Raw genomic sequence first — 18,490 nt, 5'->3', positions numbered from 1 at the left:
TGTTCGACCTCGGCGGCAACGTCTGCTCTACCCGCGGCGTCGGCAGCTGCGGAGCCAGCGAGTCCTTCGCTCTCACGGACGCGATGGTTAAGGCCGGCGTGCTGAACACCATCACCATCACCGGCGTTTCCCGCGGTCTGGGTTCCTATGGCAGCAACGCAACCTTCGATCCGTCGGCCGTTCCTGAGCCCGCCTCGTGGGGTCTCATGATCGCCGGCATCGGTGCGGCCGGCTTTAGCCTGCGCCGTCGTCGCTCGAGCAGCGCTCGTCGTTCGATTCAGGCGGCCTGAAGTTCATCTGTGCTTTTGGTGCTGTTGCATCTTCTGGAGCAACAGCACCAAAGAAGATGAATTTGAATCGCAGATTACAAAGCGTCAAAGGCAGAAGGGCCCAGGTAGACACCCCTGGGCCCTTCGCTTGCCGGTCCACCTAAAGCATAGGTGGCGGCGAAGTTTGTTCAGTAATGTGGCCGTCCATCGCTTGCTGCCCCACTCGTTTTAGAGAGCTTACCGCCTCTTAAGCAGGTCGGCATGCTTGCTGGGGTAAACCGGTGAAGCCGGTCCACGCCACATAACGTGGTTAACGGCTGGCTATCGCGAACCCTGACTTGGTCAGCAGCAGAGGTCAAGCAGAGCAGCGGCGAGTCGAAACGACACCAAGCTGAGGCGTTTAAGGGACAGTAACAGCCTTTAGCGGTGAGAACGTCCGGTCGGGCAACAAGAATAACGCGCCGGCTACGACCACTGTAACGGTGTATGAAGGCCAGCAGCTGCCGGTCCACTCGTGGTGTTCGCCAGACCGATTGATCTTCGCAGGAGCGCGATGACAACTGACCGGCGCTACCGTCAAATGAGTTAGACGGTTTGCCGCAAGTGATCGGCAGCGGCAGGGGGGCAGCGGTTCCAAGGCCTCGAAATGGGAGGGAATGGGACAGCGGCTTCAATCGTTGACCGCAACTTCAACGCTATGTCCCACCTGCTCCATTTCGAGACAGGCTCCGTGAAAAAGCGGTCTAAGGTAGCGCAACCGAGGCGGAAACCAAACGTTCCGGCGACATCAGGTTCGTTAACGAACTGTTAATGTAAGCAGGGAGAGTTTGTATGAAGCGCTATCTAGCGGCCGTCGCCGTGATCTCCGCAGGCATCCTCGGCGCGACTGCAGCCAATGCGGCAACCACGATCATCACTCCCGGCATCCAGCCTACGGGAACAACGTTCGTTGTCGCGGGCAATCCATTCTCCGGCCCTGTCGCCGCGACCTTTGGCCACACCGGCATTGCAGCGGGCGACTTCATCGATCTCTTCCAATTCACCCTCGGCCAGGACGGCACCGGAAGCGGGTCGGTGACGACCAGCGTAACGCAGACTGCGTTCCTGATGACGACGGATCTCGACATCACCTCCGTCCTCTTCAACGGCTTTGCCGCAGAGCGGACGGTATTCGACCTCGACAAGAATGTGTGCACGACGCGTGGGGTCGGCAGCTGCGGAGCTAGTGAATCATTCGCGCTCACTGACGCAATGGTGAAGGCTGGCGTGCTCAACACCATCACCATCACCGGTGTGTCGCGAGGCCTCGGATCATATGGCGGCAACGCCACCTTCGATCCTTCGGCAGTTCCAGAACCCGCCACCTGGGGACTCATGATTGCTGGCTTCGGGGCTGCCGGTTTGAGCCTCCGTCGCCGGCGTTCCAGCGACGCGCGCCGGCTTGCGCAAGCGGTCTGAGCCAGAACTACGCGCCTCGTGTTGCCGTAATCGCCCAAGCGATCGGCAGCGTGATGCAGGATCTGAACGCTTCCATTGGATTGTAACAGATCAAGGGGCTCAGGTGGACAAACCTGAGCCCCTGTCTTGTCCGGTGGACCGAGTGCCACATGCTGCCCACGCCGCGCGTCCCGAAGCCAAATCCGTGCATCCGCATAGCGGGGGGGGGGGGAGCGCGGCGTGAGCGCCCATAGGAGGAGACAGGCGTGCGAGTCAGCTGCGCGCCCAGTTTCAGACATTCAGGAGGCCGATCGACCTCCCTGAAAGCGGACGCAAACGGCCCACATTCAACACCTGCGGTTGGCGGCTGGAAGTGGGTGGAAAGCTGCCGTTCCCGTCAGGAGCGGCTTCGATTCTAGGGAGCAGCGGGCACAGTGAGAGGCGTCCAATCCACCTTATCGCCCGCTTCGCCCCGCAGTCTGGTCCGCAGCGACAGGGCAGCGCTGAAAGACTTCTGGGACGTGTAGATCCTGAGTGTGAAGTGATCGCCGACTTGCCAAGGCTGCGTCACCTGCCAGTATTCCTGTTGCAATGCCTGTTCGATTGGCCGGAGGGCACCTCGGCTGCCACTTACAAGCCACCCAACGAGCACCACCCGTTTGCCGTCTAGCAATCCGCAAGGGTCAGTCTCACATGTTGGTGTGATACTGCCGATTTGAGGATTTGCGACGAGCGCAGGCGGTGTCTGAGTAGCAGATGGAACGCTTAGCGCGGCTTCGCCCGATTTGGGCGCGATCAACGGCTCCGTCGACTCATTTGTCAGCAAGACAAACGGCCGCTTCCCTTCACACAGGATCACGGAAGCGCCGCGAACCAGCTTCTTCGATATGCGCTTTGTGTACACGAAGTTGCCGCAGCTATCTTCGGGGCGGATGCGGCGGAAGCCTGCTTCAAGCAGCGCGGGCGCTCGAGCACCAGCGGGCAGTGCAGCGAGGTGGTCCTCCAACCTTCTTGAAGCGTCATCCACCGGATCCTCCATGATCTGCTGGACCTCCGCTTTTTGACTCAACGGAGCGGTCGCAGGCGGAGGCGCAAGCGTGGATTGAACAGCGGCGAGAAGCGCGGCGAATGGAAGCATAGCCTCCACTAATAGCGATGGCGAATACGTCCGCAATCAGACGTGGGCCGACGTTCGCGACGGCGGCCTGCCGAATGTCCGCTATTGGGGCGGTAGCGGTCACAGGGAGGAGGGCAGGGGCGCCAGGCAGCTGCGCGCCCACTTTCCGCCATTCGATGTGTGAACGCGAGCTTCCCAGAAGCGGACATTCGATTCAAGCTGGCCTCGGCCGCACCGATCGTCTGGCCAGATGATGCTTCCGTCGGCGGGCAAACGGCGAAGGCTCTCTTCCACGTCCTTCGGCCAGCCGGCGAGCCGCTGGCTAATCCGCTTCCGGCAGAAGCTCCAGTCCGCTACCGATAATGCCGCGGGGCAGAGAACGCTCGCGAGATTGAACGGGGTGGCTATGATGGGTTCGATACTGCTGGCGATCGCTGCGTTTACATTCACCGAGAACATCCCGCCAGCCGTTGACCCATTGATCGCTCAAATCGAGACGGACGATGCAGATCGGTTTGCGGCTCTGTTTGAGCGCACAAATGGCCGACCAACTGCAGCACAGCTCCAACATGAATATCTCGATCAAGGCAGTTATGGAATCAAGGTGTTTACACCTAATCGCATTCGTGACGCGTCGTACCTCGCGTCCAGAATAGCCGCGAAGCCTGACCTATATGCTCGGGCGATTCGAACCTGCCTTCCGATTGCCAAGCAAACTACATCTGAACTTCGCGCTACATATCTAGCCTTTCATGGGCTTCTTCCAGAGCGAGCGCTCCCGCGCATATATCTGGTAGTCGGAGCGGATAATTCGGGCGGCACCGCTGGGCCGGGCGCTCAGGTGTTGGGCCTCGAGACGCTTTGCCGAATATCGGAGCCCCCCGAGCAGCTCCGCACGATCCTTCGTGGCTTTTACTCCCATGAGACGGTGCACGTATTCCAGTCCGGTGATGACGGGGAGAAAGGGAATGCCCTGCTTCGAGACGTTCTGACCGAAGGCGCGGCCGACTTCATCGCCATGCTCGTCACGGGGCAACAGATGGACCCGGCACGCGCTGCTTGGGCCGAGCCTCGTGAGGCGGAGCGCTGGGAGCAGTTCCAAGCTGATCTGAAAACGACGGCGGGCCTGCGAAGAAACGAGATGAAGCCAGGAACGCCGGCAGCCGAAAGCGTCCATCGGTGGGTGGCCAACTATGGCAGTGCCCCCGCAGGATGGCCGGGGGAGGCAGGCTACTGGTTGGGACAGCGGATCTGGGAGCGCTGGTATAGCCGGCAGGCGGATAAAGCGGCAGCGATTCGAGCTATGCTGGAATTGAGGGACCCGGAAGCCGTTTTGGCAACAGGGCGCTTCCTGAAGTAGCAAAGGACACGATTATCCAGCGAAGCCGTACTGCGACGTTCTGACAGCAGCGCGCCCACTTCCGGCCGCTAGAAGGTGCTCGACGGCTTCCCAGAAGCGGACATGGCGCGAGCCAAGATTCGCAGTAGGTACCGACGCGCCGGCTGGGGAGGGGCATTCCGCTGCGCACCTACTCTCAGACGGCCAGCAATGCGACTGATCAACCGAAAAGCGGACCCGGGCGAACGGCCCGCAGATCCACCTCGCCCAGGACCGGGAGTGGGACATAGCCGTCGCTCCCGTGCAACTCATTGAACGGCAGCTCTCACCAAGAGCTGCCTCTCCATCGACGTGAAAGCCGCCTAACAGCATAGTACGCAGCGCCGGATATCACCCAGTTCGGTCCGCCGCCTAAAGGCGGACGCGACCGGAGTGAAAATGCGTTGGCGGCGACGGGAGCCGTGCGCCATGTCAGCGCGTCTTTTCGACCAACTGCGCCAAAGCGGCCATCGTTCGATCGGCTGAGAAATCGCAATGTCCGTGGCCGATTCGGGGCAGAACCGTCAGCAGTTTCTGCTTACCCGCGCGGCGGACCGCCGCTGGATATAGCGAACCATAGCGCGGTGGTATGGTGGGATCATCGGCATTCGACTGGAGAACCACCGGAACCCGGATATTGCCTGACAACGGCGCGTTGGCAGCAAGGTAGGCGATCGCCTTGGGGCTACCGCGATAGCGGGCGATGCCTGCGTTGAGCGCCTCGTCATCTGGGAATCCGGTGTAGAGCGTTGCCTGATTGTCGGCGGGAAATCCGCCCGCGTGACTGCGCAGCTCTTGTAGCACCAGATAATCGAGCATGATCGCCCCCGCCAATGCGGGGCGGCGGATATCGAGCGCGTCAGCCAGACGACTGGCGATATTTTGATCCTTATCCAGCGCCGCCTCAATGACGTCTTGGCCGACCAGTGCAGGCGCATCTGCAGCATCGAGCTTCGGTAGCACATGCGGGAAATAGAAATCGAACGCGGCAAGATTGCGCAGCAACAACCCGCCGACCGCGTCGCCCGACATGTTTACGCCGCACAACGACAGCGCACCGGCATAGCTATTTGCCTCTCTCTCCACAGTCGCCAACGCAAGCAGGCCTCCGAGCGAAAAGCCGATTGCGTAGGTTTGCTTCGGCCGGCCATGGTGCTTCACGAAATAGTCGCGTAGCCGCTCGATATCGGGCAGCGCTTCGGCGACTGCCCACCCTTGGGTCCTATAGCCGCTCTGAGCGACAGCATAGCCGGCATCGACAAAGAGCTTCGTTTCGTCCGCGGCCGGCCAAGGCAGGTGGCGAGGCGTGCCTGCAGGCTCATAGCCATGCATCAGCATAATCAGCTTGCCATTCCAGTTGGCCGGTACGTCGATACGAAATGGCGCATTGTCTATTAGGCCAGTTTCCACGGCTGGCTCATGGACTGGCACCCTGCCTCCTGCAGCAGCTACAGCTATCCAGATCGCACCGACCGCGAGTACCTTGAAAGTTTTCCGCATCAGATTTCCTACCCGCGCAACAATGCGTCGCTTCACCGCACCGCTTGAGGCCACGCGGCCACCCGCTCCGGGGCGGTGCACCCGAAGACTGTCTCGATTTCTGTCGCCGGACGAGGCGCTTAGCGGGCCGAAGTGGGTGCCGGACCGGGAGAAAAATGGGCGTACCAGCGCGCCAGGCTAGCGATGGTAGCCAGTTCGATCGCTAGCACCGCGCCCTGAAGCAGCGCCTGCCGGCCATCGATGAACAACACGCTCAGGAACATCACCAATGTCGCCGATGCGGCCAAGCTCAGACTCCCCCAGCGCAGCACCGCCGCCCAATCGCGCTCCAGCACCAACCAGGCGATTCGCAGCTGCCCCAGGCCGATCAACAGCTGCAGCAGCGCCAGCGATGGAATCGCTGCCTGGTAGACGCCGCGCAGCAGACTCGCCTGCAGACCGCCGTCGATCATTGCGCCGACCAGCCCGTGCCGACCAGGATAGAGATAGGGCAGCCCAAACAGCGCGCAGCCGATCTGCAGCGCCGCCATCGGCAGAAGCAGCCCGATCGCTACGGTATAGCTGGTGAGGACGAAGCTGCCCTCCTCGGCGGTAAACATGCCGCGCCCCGCCGCTAGGAGGCACCCGAATGCGAACTTCATTGGCTGGCCTTCGGTGATGGCCATTTCCAGCTCAGCTTCCATGGCAAGTGCCCAATCACTCTTGCGCTCGCCGAGACAAGCAGCTGCCAGACGTAGCAGTGCACGTGAAAGCGCTGCCTTCATGCCAGCGCACCCGTGAACGGTTGATCCGGCGCGCTGCCAGCGAGGTCACGCGCAAAGGCCGCGCCTGCCGAGGTCAGGCGGTAGGCGTGGCGCGCGGGGCGTCCGGGCTGTGCTGGCTCGCGCCACTCGGCCTCGACCAGCCCCTGTTCGGTCATTCGCATCAGCAGCGGATACAGCGTCCCGGACAAAAGGCCGGTGACCTTCATCAAGTCATAGCCGTGGCGCCATTCGCTACGCGCCTCAGAAAGCGCTTCGAGAAGGCGGCACATCTGCCTCGAGGGCTGTCTTCTACGCACCATGGCACCATACCAACATATGTAGACTTTCTAGTCAACCACGTACCGCCATTTCGTAAGCGCTCCTATCCGCCAACGGCGTTCTGGTAGAACGGACCAGGCGTATTGAAGCGGACATTCACTGGCGGGAGCAATCTTCGCCTGCTACGTCCAGGTCTGGGTGGGAAGCGGACCGTCAGCGTTCCGGTAGCGCGAGCATCAAGCAACCGCCCAACTGCAGCCGCCGGAACTGAAGCGTCTCGCGCCGTTCGCGGTGTTAGGTCGTGTCGTCAGCTCATCGAGAGATATGGTCTCATGATGTCAGCTTCCGGATAGCACGGATCGCGTCGTCTGCATTGATTGGCTTTGGCACGAAGATGGACCGCGCCGGCATCTGCGAGGCATCAGGGGGCGTGCCGGCCGTGGTGACAATGATTTCGATCGGCGGCCATCGGTCGCGGATCGCGGCAGCTAGGCGAAGCCCATCCATGGAGCCTGGCATATCAATGTCCGTGAACACCACCCGGATATCCAGCCGTTTTTCAAGGATGGCGACGGCATGATCGGCATCCCACGCGTCCACTGCGAGAAACCCGGCCTCCTCTACCAGGTCAATCATGTCCAATCGCTGAAGCGGCTCGTTCTCGACGATAAGAACGACGGCGCTCGGCAAAGCTTGCATCGGCTCCGTCGTCATCAGCCTTCTCTAACCTCCCGCTTCGTTGCCTGAAACTCGGCCTCGAAGCCAGTTTCGGTGTAATATAGGGACGATCCCCCGGTTCCAATCAGACCGAGTGTCAGAAGTTTTGAACCGAAGCCCTTTCTGGCTGGTTCGATGGCGGGCGGTCCGCCTTTTTCACGCCAGCGGAGAAGCAACCGCTCAGAGTCGCCCTCACCCTCAAGATGCCAGATGATGGAGACTCGCCCCTCATCCACTGACCATGATCCATATTTCGAAGCGTTTGTGGCGAGCTCATGAACGAGCAGTGACGTCGACAGGGTGGCCCGCGTGCCTAGCCTGACCTCGGGTCCGGCAATCTCATACCGGCCATCGGCACCCGCTGCTTGCAGCACCCCTTCGATCAGCTGCCTGAGATCGGCGGATTGAAGGTCGCGCGCAAATAAGACGTCATGAGCCGTGCTGAGCGTTTGTAGGCGTTGTGAAAAGGCGCGCACCTTTCCTGGCTCGGCTGACCCCTTGAATGTCTGCGACGCAATTGCCTGAACCATCGCCAGCGAATTTTTCAGCCGATGAAGGATTTCGCCGTTCAGGACTGCTTGTTGCTGCTCGGTGCGTAGACGGGCTATCCGAATTTGCAGCCTATCAGCGGCGGCTCGAATGAAGCCGAGCTCATCATCTGTCCACCTATGCGGCGCGTTGAAATGCACAAGCAAAAGCGCTGTTGTGCGCCCTTGATCAATGACTGGCATACCTGCCGACGAGCGAATCTTGAGCGCCTCCCATCGGGCGAGTTCTGCGGACGTTCGACTGTCGGCTTTTGTATCGACGATGATGAGGGGCTCACCTCGCGCAAGCCCAGCGTGGATGTTGCCGAAATCTGCGAACGAGTAGCGGCCGATGACGGACGGCATACCCGGCGCAGACCATTCCGCCTCGACGACAACGTTCTCGAGATCATCTATCTCACCATAGGCGACACAGGATGCCTCCAGTGTGGTGCCTACGAGCTCGGCCACTGTGCTTTGCATCGCATGTATATCGCTGCTGTCGCGCAGTACCTCATCGAGGCGCAGTAATGCTTCTCGACGGCGCGTGGCCAAGAAGCGCTCGGTCACCTCCACGAACAGGACGCTGAACGATTCCGAGTCTATCGCTTGGCAGATTCCATCGTACCAACGCTCGAGGGTACCAACCTGCCTTGTGAAACGTGCCGGCTCTCCTGAGGCAACGACGTCGGCAAACTCCATCACCCAGTCATCTTCGATGCCTGGGAAAACTTCTCGGATGGTGCGGCCGATCGCCTTCTCGCAGGGAACTCCGACGAGTTCGCCCCAGGCTTCGTTGACGGCCTCGTACCGCCAATCGACTACACGACCACTTTCGTCCCGAACCAATTGGCCAACGATGAACCCCTCGCGGAGGCTTTGGAAAAGCGCCTGCCAGCGACGATCTGCGTCAGCCTGTGCAACCCGCGCCCGTTCGCAATCAGCGATCGCCGTTTGGTGCTCCCGCACGGAGCGCCGCAGTTCTATGGCTTCCACCGTCTGTTGCGCTAACGTCATCAACGCTGACGTTTGGAATTCGGAGAGGCCCTCTGGGCGCGGCTCCAGATCGATCGCACAGAGTGCGCCCAAAACTTGGCCAGTGCCGGTGATCAGAGGCACACCGGCATAGAAGCGTATGTTTGGATCTTCCGTAACAAGCGGGTTGTCGCGGGTGCGAGCGTCGGCTGTCAAATCGGGAATAATGATGGGCGCCGCGTCCTGCACCACGAAGCGGCAGACGGACTGATCGAGACCTGTCTGAGCAAGCGGAAAGCCTGCACGCGCCTTGAACCACTGCCGATCCGAGTCAACCAAGCTGATAAGCGCTACCGGCGTTGAGCAGATCTGCCCCGCGAGCTGCACAATGCCTTCAAACGCCGGATCGGGAGGCGTATCGAGAATGCCATATGCGCGTAATGCATCGACACGCTCGGACGTCATTGCATCATTCTTTCGGTCCCCCATGTGAACAGCGCGTTGCTGAAACGTGCTCGAAGGCAAATGGTGCCGGGGGGCCCATTTAGCGACTTGTGACTTGCTCCGGAGAGGCAGCTTATGGGGCGGTAACGGTCGCGGGGACGTGGGCAGAGGCGCCAGGCAGCTGCGCGCACAACTTCAGACCTTGCGCGGGTCGTTCGGCTTGCCCGAAGCGGACGCAAAGGAGCGAGCAGCCGGCGCTAGGGAGTGAGTGGCGAGTTGATCCTCCACCGCATCGCCCACGCGAACTGCCCATATCCAATAGGCGCCGCCGGCGAAGGGTGGCGGCGGGCGCAGACGGAGTGTTTTCGCGCACGCCCATCCCGACTGCATCATTGTACCTGTGCCGAAACGAGAATTTTCGCTGATGATGAGATCTGTCCGTCGCCCCGCGAATCTTTTAGCTGCGGACGAGAACAAGCTGCCGCGTGAGATCCTCCTAAGGAGCCACTCGGCCATTCCAGGGGGAGGTTAAATGCGGATTATCTCCATCGCAGCGATTGCCGCTGCACTCGCGTCTTCGCCGGCGGTCGCCGCAGCGGACCCGGCCGCTGGCCTTCAGGCGCTGCGCGAACTCAACCTCGTGGTATTCGACACGCTGACCACCAATGGTCAGGAGGTTGAAGGCCGCAGCTTCGTCGGAACGCTGGCGTCTGCAAACTTTACCAATTTTGGCATCGGCAACAGCAGCCAAGGCGCCGCTGCCTCGTCATACGATGTGCTGAGCGTGGTGAGTGACGCCACCGGCTCGTTTCGCCTAAAGGCTGGGTATCAGAACGGCGCCAACGGCATCGTTGGCACCACTGCGCGCATCGGCGGCAATGTCGGCGAAGTGGACTTTAATGCGACCGGCGGCGTGAACGGCGCTCTCGTCGCGGGCGGCAATCTGACGTCTTCGTTCAACATCAACAATAACAGCGTGCGCTATGGCGGCACCGCCGTGGGCGGCCTGAACGCAGCCGTGAAGGACACCAGCCTCGCAGCTGGCGGCGCCAATGACGTTGCGGCTGCTCTGCAGGTGCAGATGGGCTCGCTCCAGGCGAACCTGACCGGGCTGTCGAACCTGCTGGCGGCGATGCCGTCGCTCGCTACGATAACCTCGACGGCGACTGCGCTCGACTATTCGGGCGCGAGCAATGGCTTCGCGGTGTTCACGATGACGGAGGCAGCGTTCGAAAACCAGAACGCCAATTTCGACACGCTGTTCAACGGCATGCCAAGCGGCGTTACGACAATCATTAACGTGCTGGGCGCCGATCTTGTGGAGCAGGGAAACCTCAACAGCAAGCTGCTCAACCAGACGGTTATCTGGAACTTCAACGAAGCGCAGAGCCTGTCGCTGAAGGGGTTCCACGGCAGCGTGCTGGCGCCGAACGCAAGCGTGTCGAACAGCAGTGCATTGGAAGGCAGCATCGTCGCCCGAAACTTCACGCTCAATGGCGAGATCCATCTGGGGACCTACAACGGTAGCGGCAGCTTCCTCACCCCGCCGTCGGGGGTGCCTGAGCCGGGCACTTGGGCTATGCTCCTGATCGGGATGGGAGCACTGGGTCTCGCCGCTCGTCGGCGTCGCGATCGACGGGCCGTCGCAGCCTAGCCAGTTTATTCGTGAACCTCGCTTCCGCATCATCGGATCGGATGATGTACTGAGATGTTCCCAACGATCAGCGAGCTATCATCACAACTTCCGAGCGGTAAGATCTCGGGTCGCAGGGCCAGCCTCAGTTTACAGGGGCTGGCCGTTCCCGTTAGAGACGGCATCCTCCGGAGCCCGGGCGTTACGAGAGGCAGGCAGCTGCGCGCCCACTTCCCGCCGTTAGGAGGTGCCCGCGGGCTTTCCAGAAGCGGACATAGCGGGCCTCTGATTCGCAATCGTTCGGTCCGCCGAAGGGGAGGGGGCCTTGGTTGCGCGCCCGCTTATCTCTATTCGCCGGCCTACCGGAACTTCCTAAAAGCGCGCACTGCTTGGTGCGCCGCGATGCTGAACTGAGACCGGCTTTATCCGTCGACCGTGAGGCTTCGACAACCTGGTAAGTCGACTAACCGGGTAAGTGTCCGCGCAGCATTGGCCAACCCCAAGATGCTCGGCGGCGCGCGCCCTATCCTAGGCATGACGAGGCCTGGGCGGACTCCCGAAGGCGGACGCAGACCGAATAGGTTGATTGGCGCTCTGGCCGGCCTAGCCAGATTCTCACTACTGCACCGATTTTCGCGACGAAAAAAGCTTCTTTCACAAATGCAAACCAAGTGTCGGACATAATCACCTTAAGTTCGCGATGCAGGGACACGTTGTTTTCAGCGCGTAATGTTTTTTCGTAGAAATACGTAGCAAGTCAACATCTCTGCGAACCTCTATAAGTGCATTGGGGAAGATGACGTTCACCAATCCTCCCAGTGGTTTTGTGGAGATAGTGAAAATGTTTGCACGCGTGATGTTCTGTGTTTCGGCGATGTTGCTGCCGGCTTCAGCAATGGCGCAAACCTCTGCTTCGGGCACCGGCTCGCTGACCGTAATTCAGCCGCTGACGATCACCAAGAATGCAGACCTGCAGTTCGGCAGCGTCGTTCGTCCGGTCTCTGCCGCGGGCGCAGTCGCCGTCGCGGTGACCGGCGCGCGGACGGTGACCGGCGACATTCAGGCGCTGGCGTCGGGCGACACCCCGCAGGCTGCGCGGTTCACCATCTCGGGCGAAGGCGGCCACGCCCTGTCGGTGACGATCCCGGCGTCGTTCACCCTGGCCAACGGATCGCAGTCGCTGGTCGTGACGACCAACAACAACCTCACCGGCGCCCTCAGCGCGCAGACGCTCAGCGGCACCGCGGGCGGTGCGGGCACGCTGGACGTGCGCGTCGGCGGCACGGTTGCGCTGGCCACCACCACGCCGGCGGGGCTCTACACCGGCGCGTTCACCGTTTCGACGGCGTACAACTAAAATGTTGCGGACTTCCGGGGCGCTGCGGCTGAGCGGCTTGGCGGTCGGGTCGGCAATGCTGGTCACAGCGGCACCGGCGGCGGCCCAGGCGGGTAATCTCGGCCTGTCGCACCACCGGGTGGTGTTCGACGGCACGTCGCGGACCGCCACGATCTACCTGTTCAACCGCGGCAGCGTACCCGCTGCGTTCCGGATCGACCTGATCGACATGACCATGTCCAGCGACGGCGTGATCCGGCCGGTGGCAGCCGACGCGCCCGCGCCCGAGCATTCGGCGCGCGACGTGCTGGAATACACCCCGCGTCGCGTCCTGCTCGGGCCGCAGCAGAGCCAGGCCGTGCGGATCCGGGTGCGCCCTCCCGAAGCGTCGGGCGAGCTGCGCAGCCATCTGGCGATCACGGCGTTGCCCGCAAGCGACGCCGCGCCGACGATCGAGCGTCTCGACACCGGCGTAGCGAACGGCGTTGCGGTGCAGATCTCTACGCTGTTCAGCGTCAGCATTCCCATCATCGTGCGCACCAACGCCAAGGCCGCCTCCGCGCATATCGACAAGCTCCAGGTGACGCGCAGCACCGCGTCCGCTGGCGCGATGCTGCGCTTCGATCTGGTCCGCGACGGCCCCGGCTCGGTATACGGCGATGTCGAGCTGGTATCCGGCCGAGGCCGCGACCAGCGTGTGCTCGGGAGCATGCGCGGCATCGCCCTCTATTCCGAGACGGACCACCGCACGGTACAACTGGCCGCGCCTTCGGTCGCGCCTGGCCAGACCGCGCGGCTGGTGTTCAGCAACCGCGAAGCGCCTGCTTCGGTCGAGGTCGCTTCGGCGAACCTCACCATCCCGTGAAACCCGTTCGAGCGGCCGTATGCGGGCTGCTCCTCGCCACGATCAGCGCGCCGGCGATGGCCAGCGCACAGGCGAGCGGCCCGGCCGGCGTGCGCGCCTGCCCTTCGGAGGACATGCTCCTCTGGCTCGAGGTCCGCACCGAGACCGATCTTCTCGCCGAGACGATGGACGCCTATGCGGGCCCCGGCGGCACGTTGCTGCCGCTCGGCCAGTTCGCGCGCATCCTCGACCTCGGGATCGTCGTCGCCGCCGACGGCCGGCACGCGAGCGGCGCGATCGATCCGCGGACGCACCTTGCCGTCGATCTCGATGCAGGCATAGCCCAGCTGGGCACGATCAATCTCGCGCTCGGCCCCGGCGCCTGCGTGCGCAAGGGCGACATCTATCTCGCCGCGGAGACGATGGAGAAGCTGCTGCCGGTGCGCCTGCGCGTTGCCGCCGACGCGCAGCTGCTGCAGGTCACGCCGACCGGCACCCTCCCGCTGGTCCGCAATCGGCAGATCGCAGAACGGCGAGCGGCGCTGTCGCAACTGGCGCCTGCCGAAGCCGCGATCCTGGCAAACGACCCCTATCGGGTGTTCAGCACCCCCGCGCTGGAGGTGAATGCCGGGCAGCGCTTCGGCAGCGGCGAGGTGCTGCAATCGCGGTGGCTGGGCGTGCGCGCGGCTGGCGATCTCGCCTTTGCCGGTTTTCGTGGCTTTGTCGGGTTGGACTCCGCAGGGCCGACCAACGTCCAGCTCACGCTGGAGCGCACCAGCGCCGACAATCGCGCGCTCGGCGTTCTCGGCGGCAGTCGGGTGGCAATCGGCGACGTGGCGACGCCGGAGGCTCCGCTCGGCGCGCGCAGCGTCGCGGGGCGTGGCATCTTCTATTCCTCGGCGCCGCTGCAGCCCTTCGACTTCGCGCATCCCCTCGTCCTCGAGGGCGACGTGGCCGATGGCGAGCAGATCGAAGTTTATGTCGACGGCACGCTCCGCGCTGCCCGCGCCGCGGAGAGCGGCGGTCGCTATCGTTTCGACAATCTGTCGCTCGGGATCGGCGACCACCAGGTCCGCATCTTGTTCTACGGACCCCAGGGGCAGGTGCGCGAGGATGTCCGGTCGTTCCAGCTGGGCTCCGGGCTGCTGCAGCCGGGGCAGACCGCCGTGCGCTTCAGTGTGGTCCAGCCCGAGCGGCCGCTGCTGCGGATGGAGGATGGGCCCTGGCCGCGCACCGGAGACGCCCTGCGCGTCGTCGCGCTGGTCGACCGCGGACTGAGCCGCCGGATCACGGCGCATGCGGGGCTCACCCGCTTCCGCCCGTGGTACGGGCACGAGCGCGTGGCGGGCACCGCGGGGATCAAGGCAATGCTGGCAGGCGCGGCGCTGGACGGCGTCGTCGGCCTGGACAGCCGGGGCGGGCGTGCCGCCAGCCTGCTGCTCGGATCGCGCTTCCGGGGTGTCAGCCTGCGGATGCTGCACGCCGAATATGCCGGCGGCTTCGTCGACGAAACCCGCGACGCCATGGCAACCGGCGTGCCCCTGCGCCGCGCGACCGAGGCGCAGATCGATCTGGCCGCGCCCCTGCCGGGCGGCCGGCGCATGCCGATCGCCTTCGACCTGCGGCGTATCGAGCAGCAGGACGGGAGCCGCCGCATCGAAGCCAATGTGCGCGCGGCCGGCATGGTCGGCGCCACCTATGTCAACGTGATGGTTAGCCGGCAGGGCTGGGGCGGCGGCATTGCGGGTGCCCAGCACCTCGCCTCGATCGAGACGTCGACACCGCTTGCCCCGGCGCTCCAGCTACGCACTGGTCTGGCGTACCGGATCACCGGACGCCCCGGCATCGAGAGCGCCTATGTGTCGACGCAGGTCGCGATGGCGCAGGGCGACCTGCAGCTCATCGTGTCGCGGCAAGGTGGCGCGGCGTCTCGCTTTCGGCTAGACGCCTCGTATCGCCATCGCTTCCGGCGCTTCGATCTGTCGACGGCAGGCGGGTACGATCTTCGGACGCGCAGCTGGCGCGCAGCGCTGCAAGTCACCTTCGCCTTCGCGCCGACCGTGCGGCGAGGCTATGGGCTGGCGCCGTCGAGCGTGGCGATCAGCGGTCGCGCCGCGATCCGCACCTTCCTTGATGCCAATGGCGATGGCCATTGGCAGCCGGGCGAGAAGCCGGTGGGCGGGGTGCAGGTCTACACCCCCGCGGGTACCGTCACCACCGATGCCCAGGGGCAGGTGCTCGCCGAGGATCTGGGCGACACGCTGCCCGCCCAGCTGCGGATCGACGCCTCGCAGAGCAGCGAGCTGTACCTCGCCGCGCTGCCGGGCGCGATCCGGCTGGTGCCGCGCCGCGGCCGGACTACGCAGCTGGAGATCCCATTGCGCGCGGCCGGCGAAGTGGAAGTGAAGCTGGAGGCGGCCGCGGCGGACGGCGCCCAGCCGCTCCCCGCGGTGACGCTCGAGCTGGTCGCCGAGCGCGGCGGCGCGTCCTTCCCGGCACGAACCGACAATCTGGGCACGGCGATGTTCGCAGGCATTCCGCCCGGACGCTACAAGGTACGGATCCTGCCCGCCCAGGCCGCGCAACTCCATCTGGCGCTGCAGGCGCCGGAGCACTTGGAGGTGCCCGCGCAGGGTGGCTTCCTGCGCATGAAACCGCTTCTTGCCCAGCGGGTTGAAGGCCAATGATGCGACGTTCCGGGATGGCGTGCGGGCTTGCCGCATCGCTGCTCAGCCTTGCAGCAACGCCCGCCGCTGCCGAGGTCACGGTGACCCTGCCAGTCGCGACCACGCCCGCGCTCGGCGAGATCGTGGCGGGAACGATGCCGACGGTGTTTCGCATCGGCGTGGATGGTTCGGTGACGCGGATCTCCGGCGACGCTGTCCGCCTCAGCAACGCACCGGTGACGCCGCCCACGATGCGCCTGACTTGCGGGCTGCTCAATCTGGCCAACCTGTGCCTCGTCCGCAACATCCGCATCACCATGGCACCCCAGGCGAGCGGGACGATCGCGTCGCTGACCCTGTTCCACATCGGCGCGGTTACCGGCACCACCTTCAGCGGCGGGGCGCCAACGGATGCGAGTACGATGAATTTTCAGCTCAACCCAATGGGGCTCGGCGTCGTCACCATCCAGTTCGGAATGGATATCACCGTCGCCGCGGGGCAGCGGGGCGCGACGACGACCCGCTACACCGTGAACGCGGATTTCGTCTGAAGCGGCGGATGCTGTCCCTTCGGACAGGTGCACCGAATAAACCATTTTCGCCCAGGCATTTGTAACCGACGCGTGTCTATCGCGTTTCGCGTGGTCGCAGGCAGACCGAAAATCGGCTGTCGTCATAACGAGAACAACAAATGGTCCTACGCAAATTGTGCGCGGCGCTCGCGCTCCTCCTGCCGCATGCCGCGATGGCGCAGGTCGCCGAGACGGCGACGGCATCGCTGACGATCGTGCAGCCGCTCACCATCACCAAGGATGCGGACCTCCGGTTCGGCAGCATCGTGAAGCCATCGGGCAGCGGGTTCGTCGCGATCTCCACCGCCGGCACGCGGAGCGTCACCGACGGCGTTCAGGCAGTGAGTGCGGGCGACACGCCGCAAGCGGCGCGCTTTACCGTCTCGGGTGCGGGCGGGCGGGCGCTGTCGATCCAGATACCGCCCTCGATCATCCTCAGCAGCGGCCCGCATGCCCTGCTCGTCACCACGACGAGCAATCTCAGCGGTGCGCTTGCGGCACAGGTGCTTAGCGGCACGCCCGAAACCTCGGGATCCCTGGAGGTGAGGGTGGGGGGTAGCGTGGCCCTTGCCAGCACCACTGAGCCCGGCACCCATATAGGTGTGCTCTCGGTGTCCGCTGCCTATAACTGAGAAGGCCGCACGGCTTCTTCCTTCGCCCTAAGCTACAGGTTCATGCCATGGCTCGTTAGCGCCCAAAGCCGGACATTCAATGAGCCGATCGGCCTTCCTGAAAGCGGACGCAAACGGCGAGCCCTCAATCCTCGGGGTTGGAGGCTATAAGTGGGTGGAGAGCGGACAGGCAGCTTTCAGGAGGCCGTGGGCGATAGTCGCCGTTCCCGGAAAGCATCGAATAAACCCGCTCGGCGTCGAATTTCGAGAACCGCTAACCGCCTGCTTCCGACCCGAGCGACCACCTATTGACGCCGCTGTTGAGACGGGGCTGATAGTCATGTGAGCATCGGTCCCATGTCCCTCATCCTTGGCCTTTTCGAGGCACAAATGCTGGTGCTGGCGGCTGCCATCATCGGGCGGGGCGGGATAGCGCTGCGTTCTCTCGGCGCGTTGCTGATCGTCCTATGCGGTATGCTCACGCCCTTCGCGATCGGCTATGCAGGCTTCTACGATCGCTGGCCGTGGCTTTCGTTCGCCCCGTTCGCCGTCCCCTTGGCGATGGGGCCGTTGCTCTACGCACACCTGAACGCGCTGATCTTCAACCGATCGATACCGCGCTGGCACGCCGTGCTGCCCGTCATCCAGTTCGCTTACCAGGCCGTCGCCTTCTGTCTTCCGCTCCCTGTGCGAGGAGCGTTCGACCGGGAAGTGCAACGCCCTTGGCTCGATCCGATCCTGGCGGTCCTGCTGCTCGCGTCGATGGTCGGTTATGTCGTCGTCGGGCTCCGCGCCCTACGCCAACATCAAAGCTGGCTGTTGGCACGCCGATCCGACCTCGCCGCGGCGAGGCGCGTCCGGGCCGCGCTGATCGCATATGCGGCGATCGTGGCGGCGCGGACGGGATATCTGATCGCGGATGCGCTGATTGTGCCGCTCTCGTACCTCGATATGTTCGGTTTCTATGTCGTGCTTGCGATCGTCGGCAATTATCTGGCAATCGAGGGCTGGCGGCAGGCGGACGCCCGACCGCAACCGATCGTGGAGTCAGTCAGGGGCGACTGGCGGCAGGTCGCGGCCGAATGGATGGACCGGATCGAACAGCATGGATGGTGGCGCGATCCCGACCTCGATCTTGCCGAGCTGGCCCGTCGGCTCGGCACCAACACGGCCTATCTGTCGCGCGGTCTCAATGAAGGGTTGGGGCTCGGGTTCGCGGAAGCGATCAACGGGTTGCGGGTCGAGCATGTCGCCGCACGCCTGCGGGATGGCTCGGATGGCGATATCCTGACGCTCGCGATCGATGCCGGCTTCGGGTCGAAGGCGACCTTCAACCGCGTCTTCAAGAATCGGTTCGGCGTCACGCCCTCGGCGTATCGCCGCGTCTCAACCGACAAAAACGACGCGGAACGCCCGGATTTGCAACGCACCGCCTGACCGGC

16 protein-coding genes are annotated in these 18,490 nt (G+C 63.5%); 10 read left to right on the top strand and 6 right to left on the bottom strand.

From position 1 onward, the window contains the following. Together RT655_RS19805 and RT655_RS19800 are read left to right on the top strand one after the other, a co-directional pair. On the top strand, positions 1–290 hold a 290-nt coding region (locus RT655_RS19805; RefSeq protein ID WP_313540511.1), incomplete at its 5' end, for a PEPxxWA-CTERM sorting domain-containing protein. 810 nt (positions 291–1,100) lie between these two features. Continuing rightward, a complete protein-coding gene (locus RT655_RS19800; RefSeq protein ID WP_313540508.1) occupies positions 1,101–1,727 on the top strand; it encodes an FxDxF family PEP-CTERM protein in 627 nt (208 codons plus the stop codon). Positions 1,728–2,121: 394 nt separating this feature from the next. Here RT655_RS19800 and RT655_RS19795 read toward each other — a convergent pair whose 3' ends face one another. Beyond that, complete coding sequence (locus RT655_RS19795) at positions 2,122–2,844, bottom strand: hypothetical protein (protein ID WP_313540505.1); 723 nt, start codon at positions 2,842–2,844, stop codon at positions 2,122–2,124. A gap of 385 nt (positions 2,845–3,229) precedes the next feature. Here RT655_RS19795 and RT655_RS19790 point away from each other — a divergent pair, with 385 nt between their 5' ends. Next, positions 3,230–4,183: a hypothetical protein gene (locus RT655_RS19790; RefSeq protein WP_313540502.1), complete on the top strand. Its 954-nt coding sequence runs from the start codon at positions 3,230–3,232 to the stop codon at positions 4,181–4,183. Positions 4,184–4,633: 450 nt separating this feature from the next. Here the strand turns inward: RT655_RS19790 and RT655_RS19785 are convergent, their stop codons facing one another. From RT655_RS19785 to RT655_RS19765, 5 genes are all read right to left on the bottom strand, one after another. Continuing rightward, positions 4,634–5,701, bottom strand: coding sequence for a hypothetical protein (locus tag RT655_RS19785; RefSeq protein ID WP_313540499.1), 1,068 nt, complete (start codon positions 5,699–5,701; stop codon positions 4,634–4,636). Positions 5,702–5,820: 119 nt separating this feature from the next. Further along, entirely contained in the window at positions 5,821–6,465 is a 645-nt protein-coding gene (locus tag RT655_RS19780) for a hypothetical protein (RefSeq protein WP_313540495.1), read from the bottom strand. Next, positions 6,462–6,734: a PadR family transcriptional regulator gene (locus tag RT655_RS19775; RefSeq protein WP_313540492.1), complete on the bottom strand. Its 273-nt coding sequence runs from the start codon at positions 6,732–6,734 to the stop codon at positions 6,462–6,464. The genes RT655_RS19780 and RT655_RS19775 overlap by 4 nt, the downstream gene beginning before the upstream one ends. Positions 6,735–7,053: 319 nt before the next feature. Further along, entirely contained in the window at positions 7,054–7,437 is a 384-nt protein-coding gene (locus tag RT655_RS19770; RefSeq protein WP_313540489.1) for a response regulator, read from the bottom strand. Next, on the bottom strand, positions 7,437–9,407 hold the full coding sequence (locus RT655_RS19765; RefSeq protein WP_313540487.1) for a GAF domain-containing protein: 1,971 nt from the start codon (positions 9,405–9,407) through the stop codon (positions 7,437–7,439). The genes RT655_RS19770 and RT655_RS19765 overlap by 1 nt, the downstream gene beginning before the upstream one ends. Before the next feature lie 511 nt (positions 9,408–9,918). On the opposite strand from RT655_RS19765, the gene RT655_RS19760 reads away from it, so the two are divergent. From RT655_RS19760 to RT655_RS19730, 7 genes are all read left to right on the top strand, one after another. Further along, positions 9,919–11,040: a collagen-binding domain-containing protein gene (locus tag RT655_RS19760; RefSeq protein ID WP_313540485.1), complete on the top strand. Its 1,122-nt coding sequence runs from the start codon at positions 9,919–9,921 to the stop codon at positions 11,038–11,040. A gap of 874 nt (positions 11,041–11,914) precedes the next feature. Beyond that, positions 11,915–12,376 carry a DUF4402 domain-containing protein gene (locus RT655_RS19755; protein ID WP_313540482.1) on the top strand — a complete coding sequence of 154 codons (462 nt, stop codon included), beginning with the start codon at positions 11,915–11,917 and terminating at the stop codon, positions 12,374–12,376. Between the two features lies 1 nt (position 12,377). Then, positions 12,378–13,220 (top strand): hypothetical protein, encoded by an 843-nt coding sequence (locus RT655_RS19750; RefSeq protein ID WP_313540479.1) that lies wholly within the window; start codon positions 12,378–12,380, stop codon positions 13,218–13,220. Continuing rightward, entirely contained in the window at positions 13,217–15,886 is a 2,670-nt protein-coding gene (locus RT655_RS19745; protein ID WP_313540476.1) for a hypothetical protein, read from the top strand. Before RT655_RS19750 ends, RT655_RS19745 begins: the two co-directional genes overlap by 4 nt. Continuing rightward, complete coding sequence (locus RT655_RS19740; RefSeq protein ID WP_313540473.1) at positions 15,883–16,416, top strand: hypothetical protein; 534 nt, start codon at positions 15,883–15,885, stop codon at positions 16,414–16,416. The genes RT655_RS19745 and RT655_RS19740 overlap by 4 nt, the downstream gene beginning before the upstream one ends. A 140-nt stretch (positions 16,417–16,556) precedes the next feature. Then, positions 16,557–17,069, top strand: coding sequence for a DUF4402 domain-containing protein (locus RT655_RS19735; RefSeq protein WP_313540470.1), 513 nt, complete (start codon positions 16,557–16,559; stop codon positions 17,067–17,069). A gap of 336 nt (positions 17,070–17,405) precedes the next feature. Next, the gene (locus RT655_RS19730) at positions 17,406–18,485 is read left to right on the top strand and encodes a helix-turn-helix domain-containing protein (protein ID WP_313540467.1); all 1,080 of its coding nucleotides are present in this window, start codon (positions 17,406–17,408) and stop codon (positions 18,483–18,485) included. The last annotated feature ends 5 nt before the right edge of the window (positions 18,486–18,490 follow it).

It is taken from the genome of Sphingomonas sp., assembly GCF_032114135.1.
Taxonomy (GTDB): Bacteria; Pseudomonadota; Alphaproteobacteria; order Sphingomonadales; family Sphingomonadaceae; genus Sphingomonas.
This window is presented reverse-complemented; position numbering and strand designations above follow the sequence as displayed.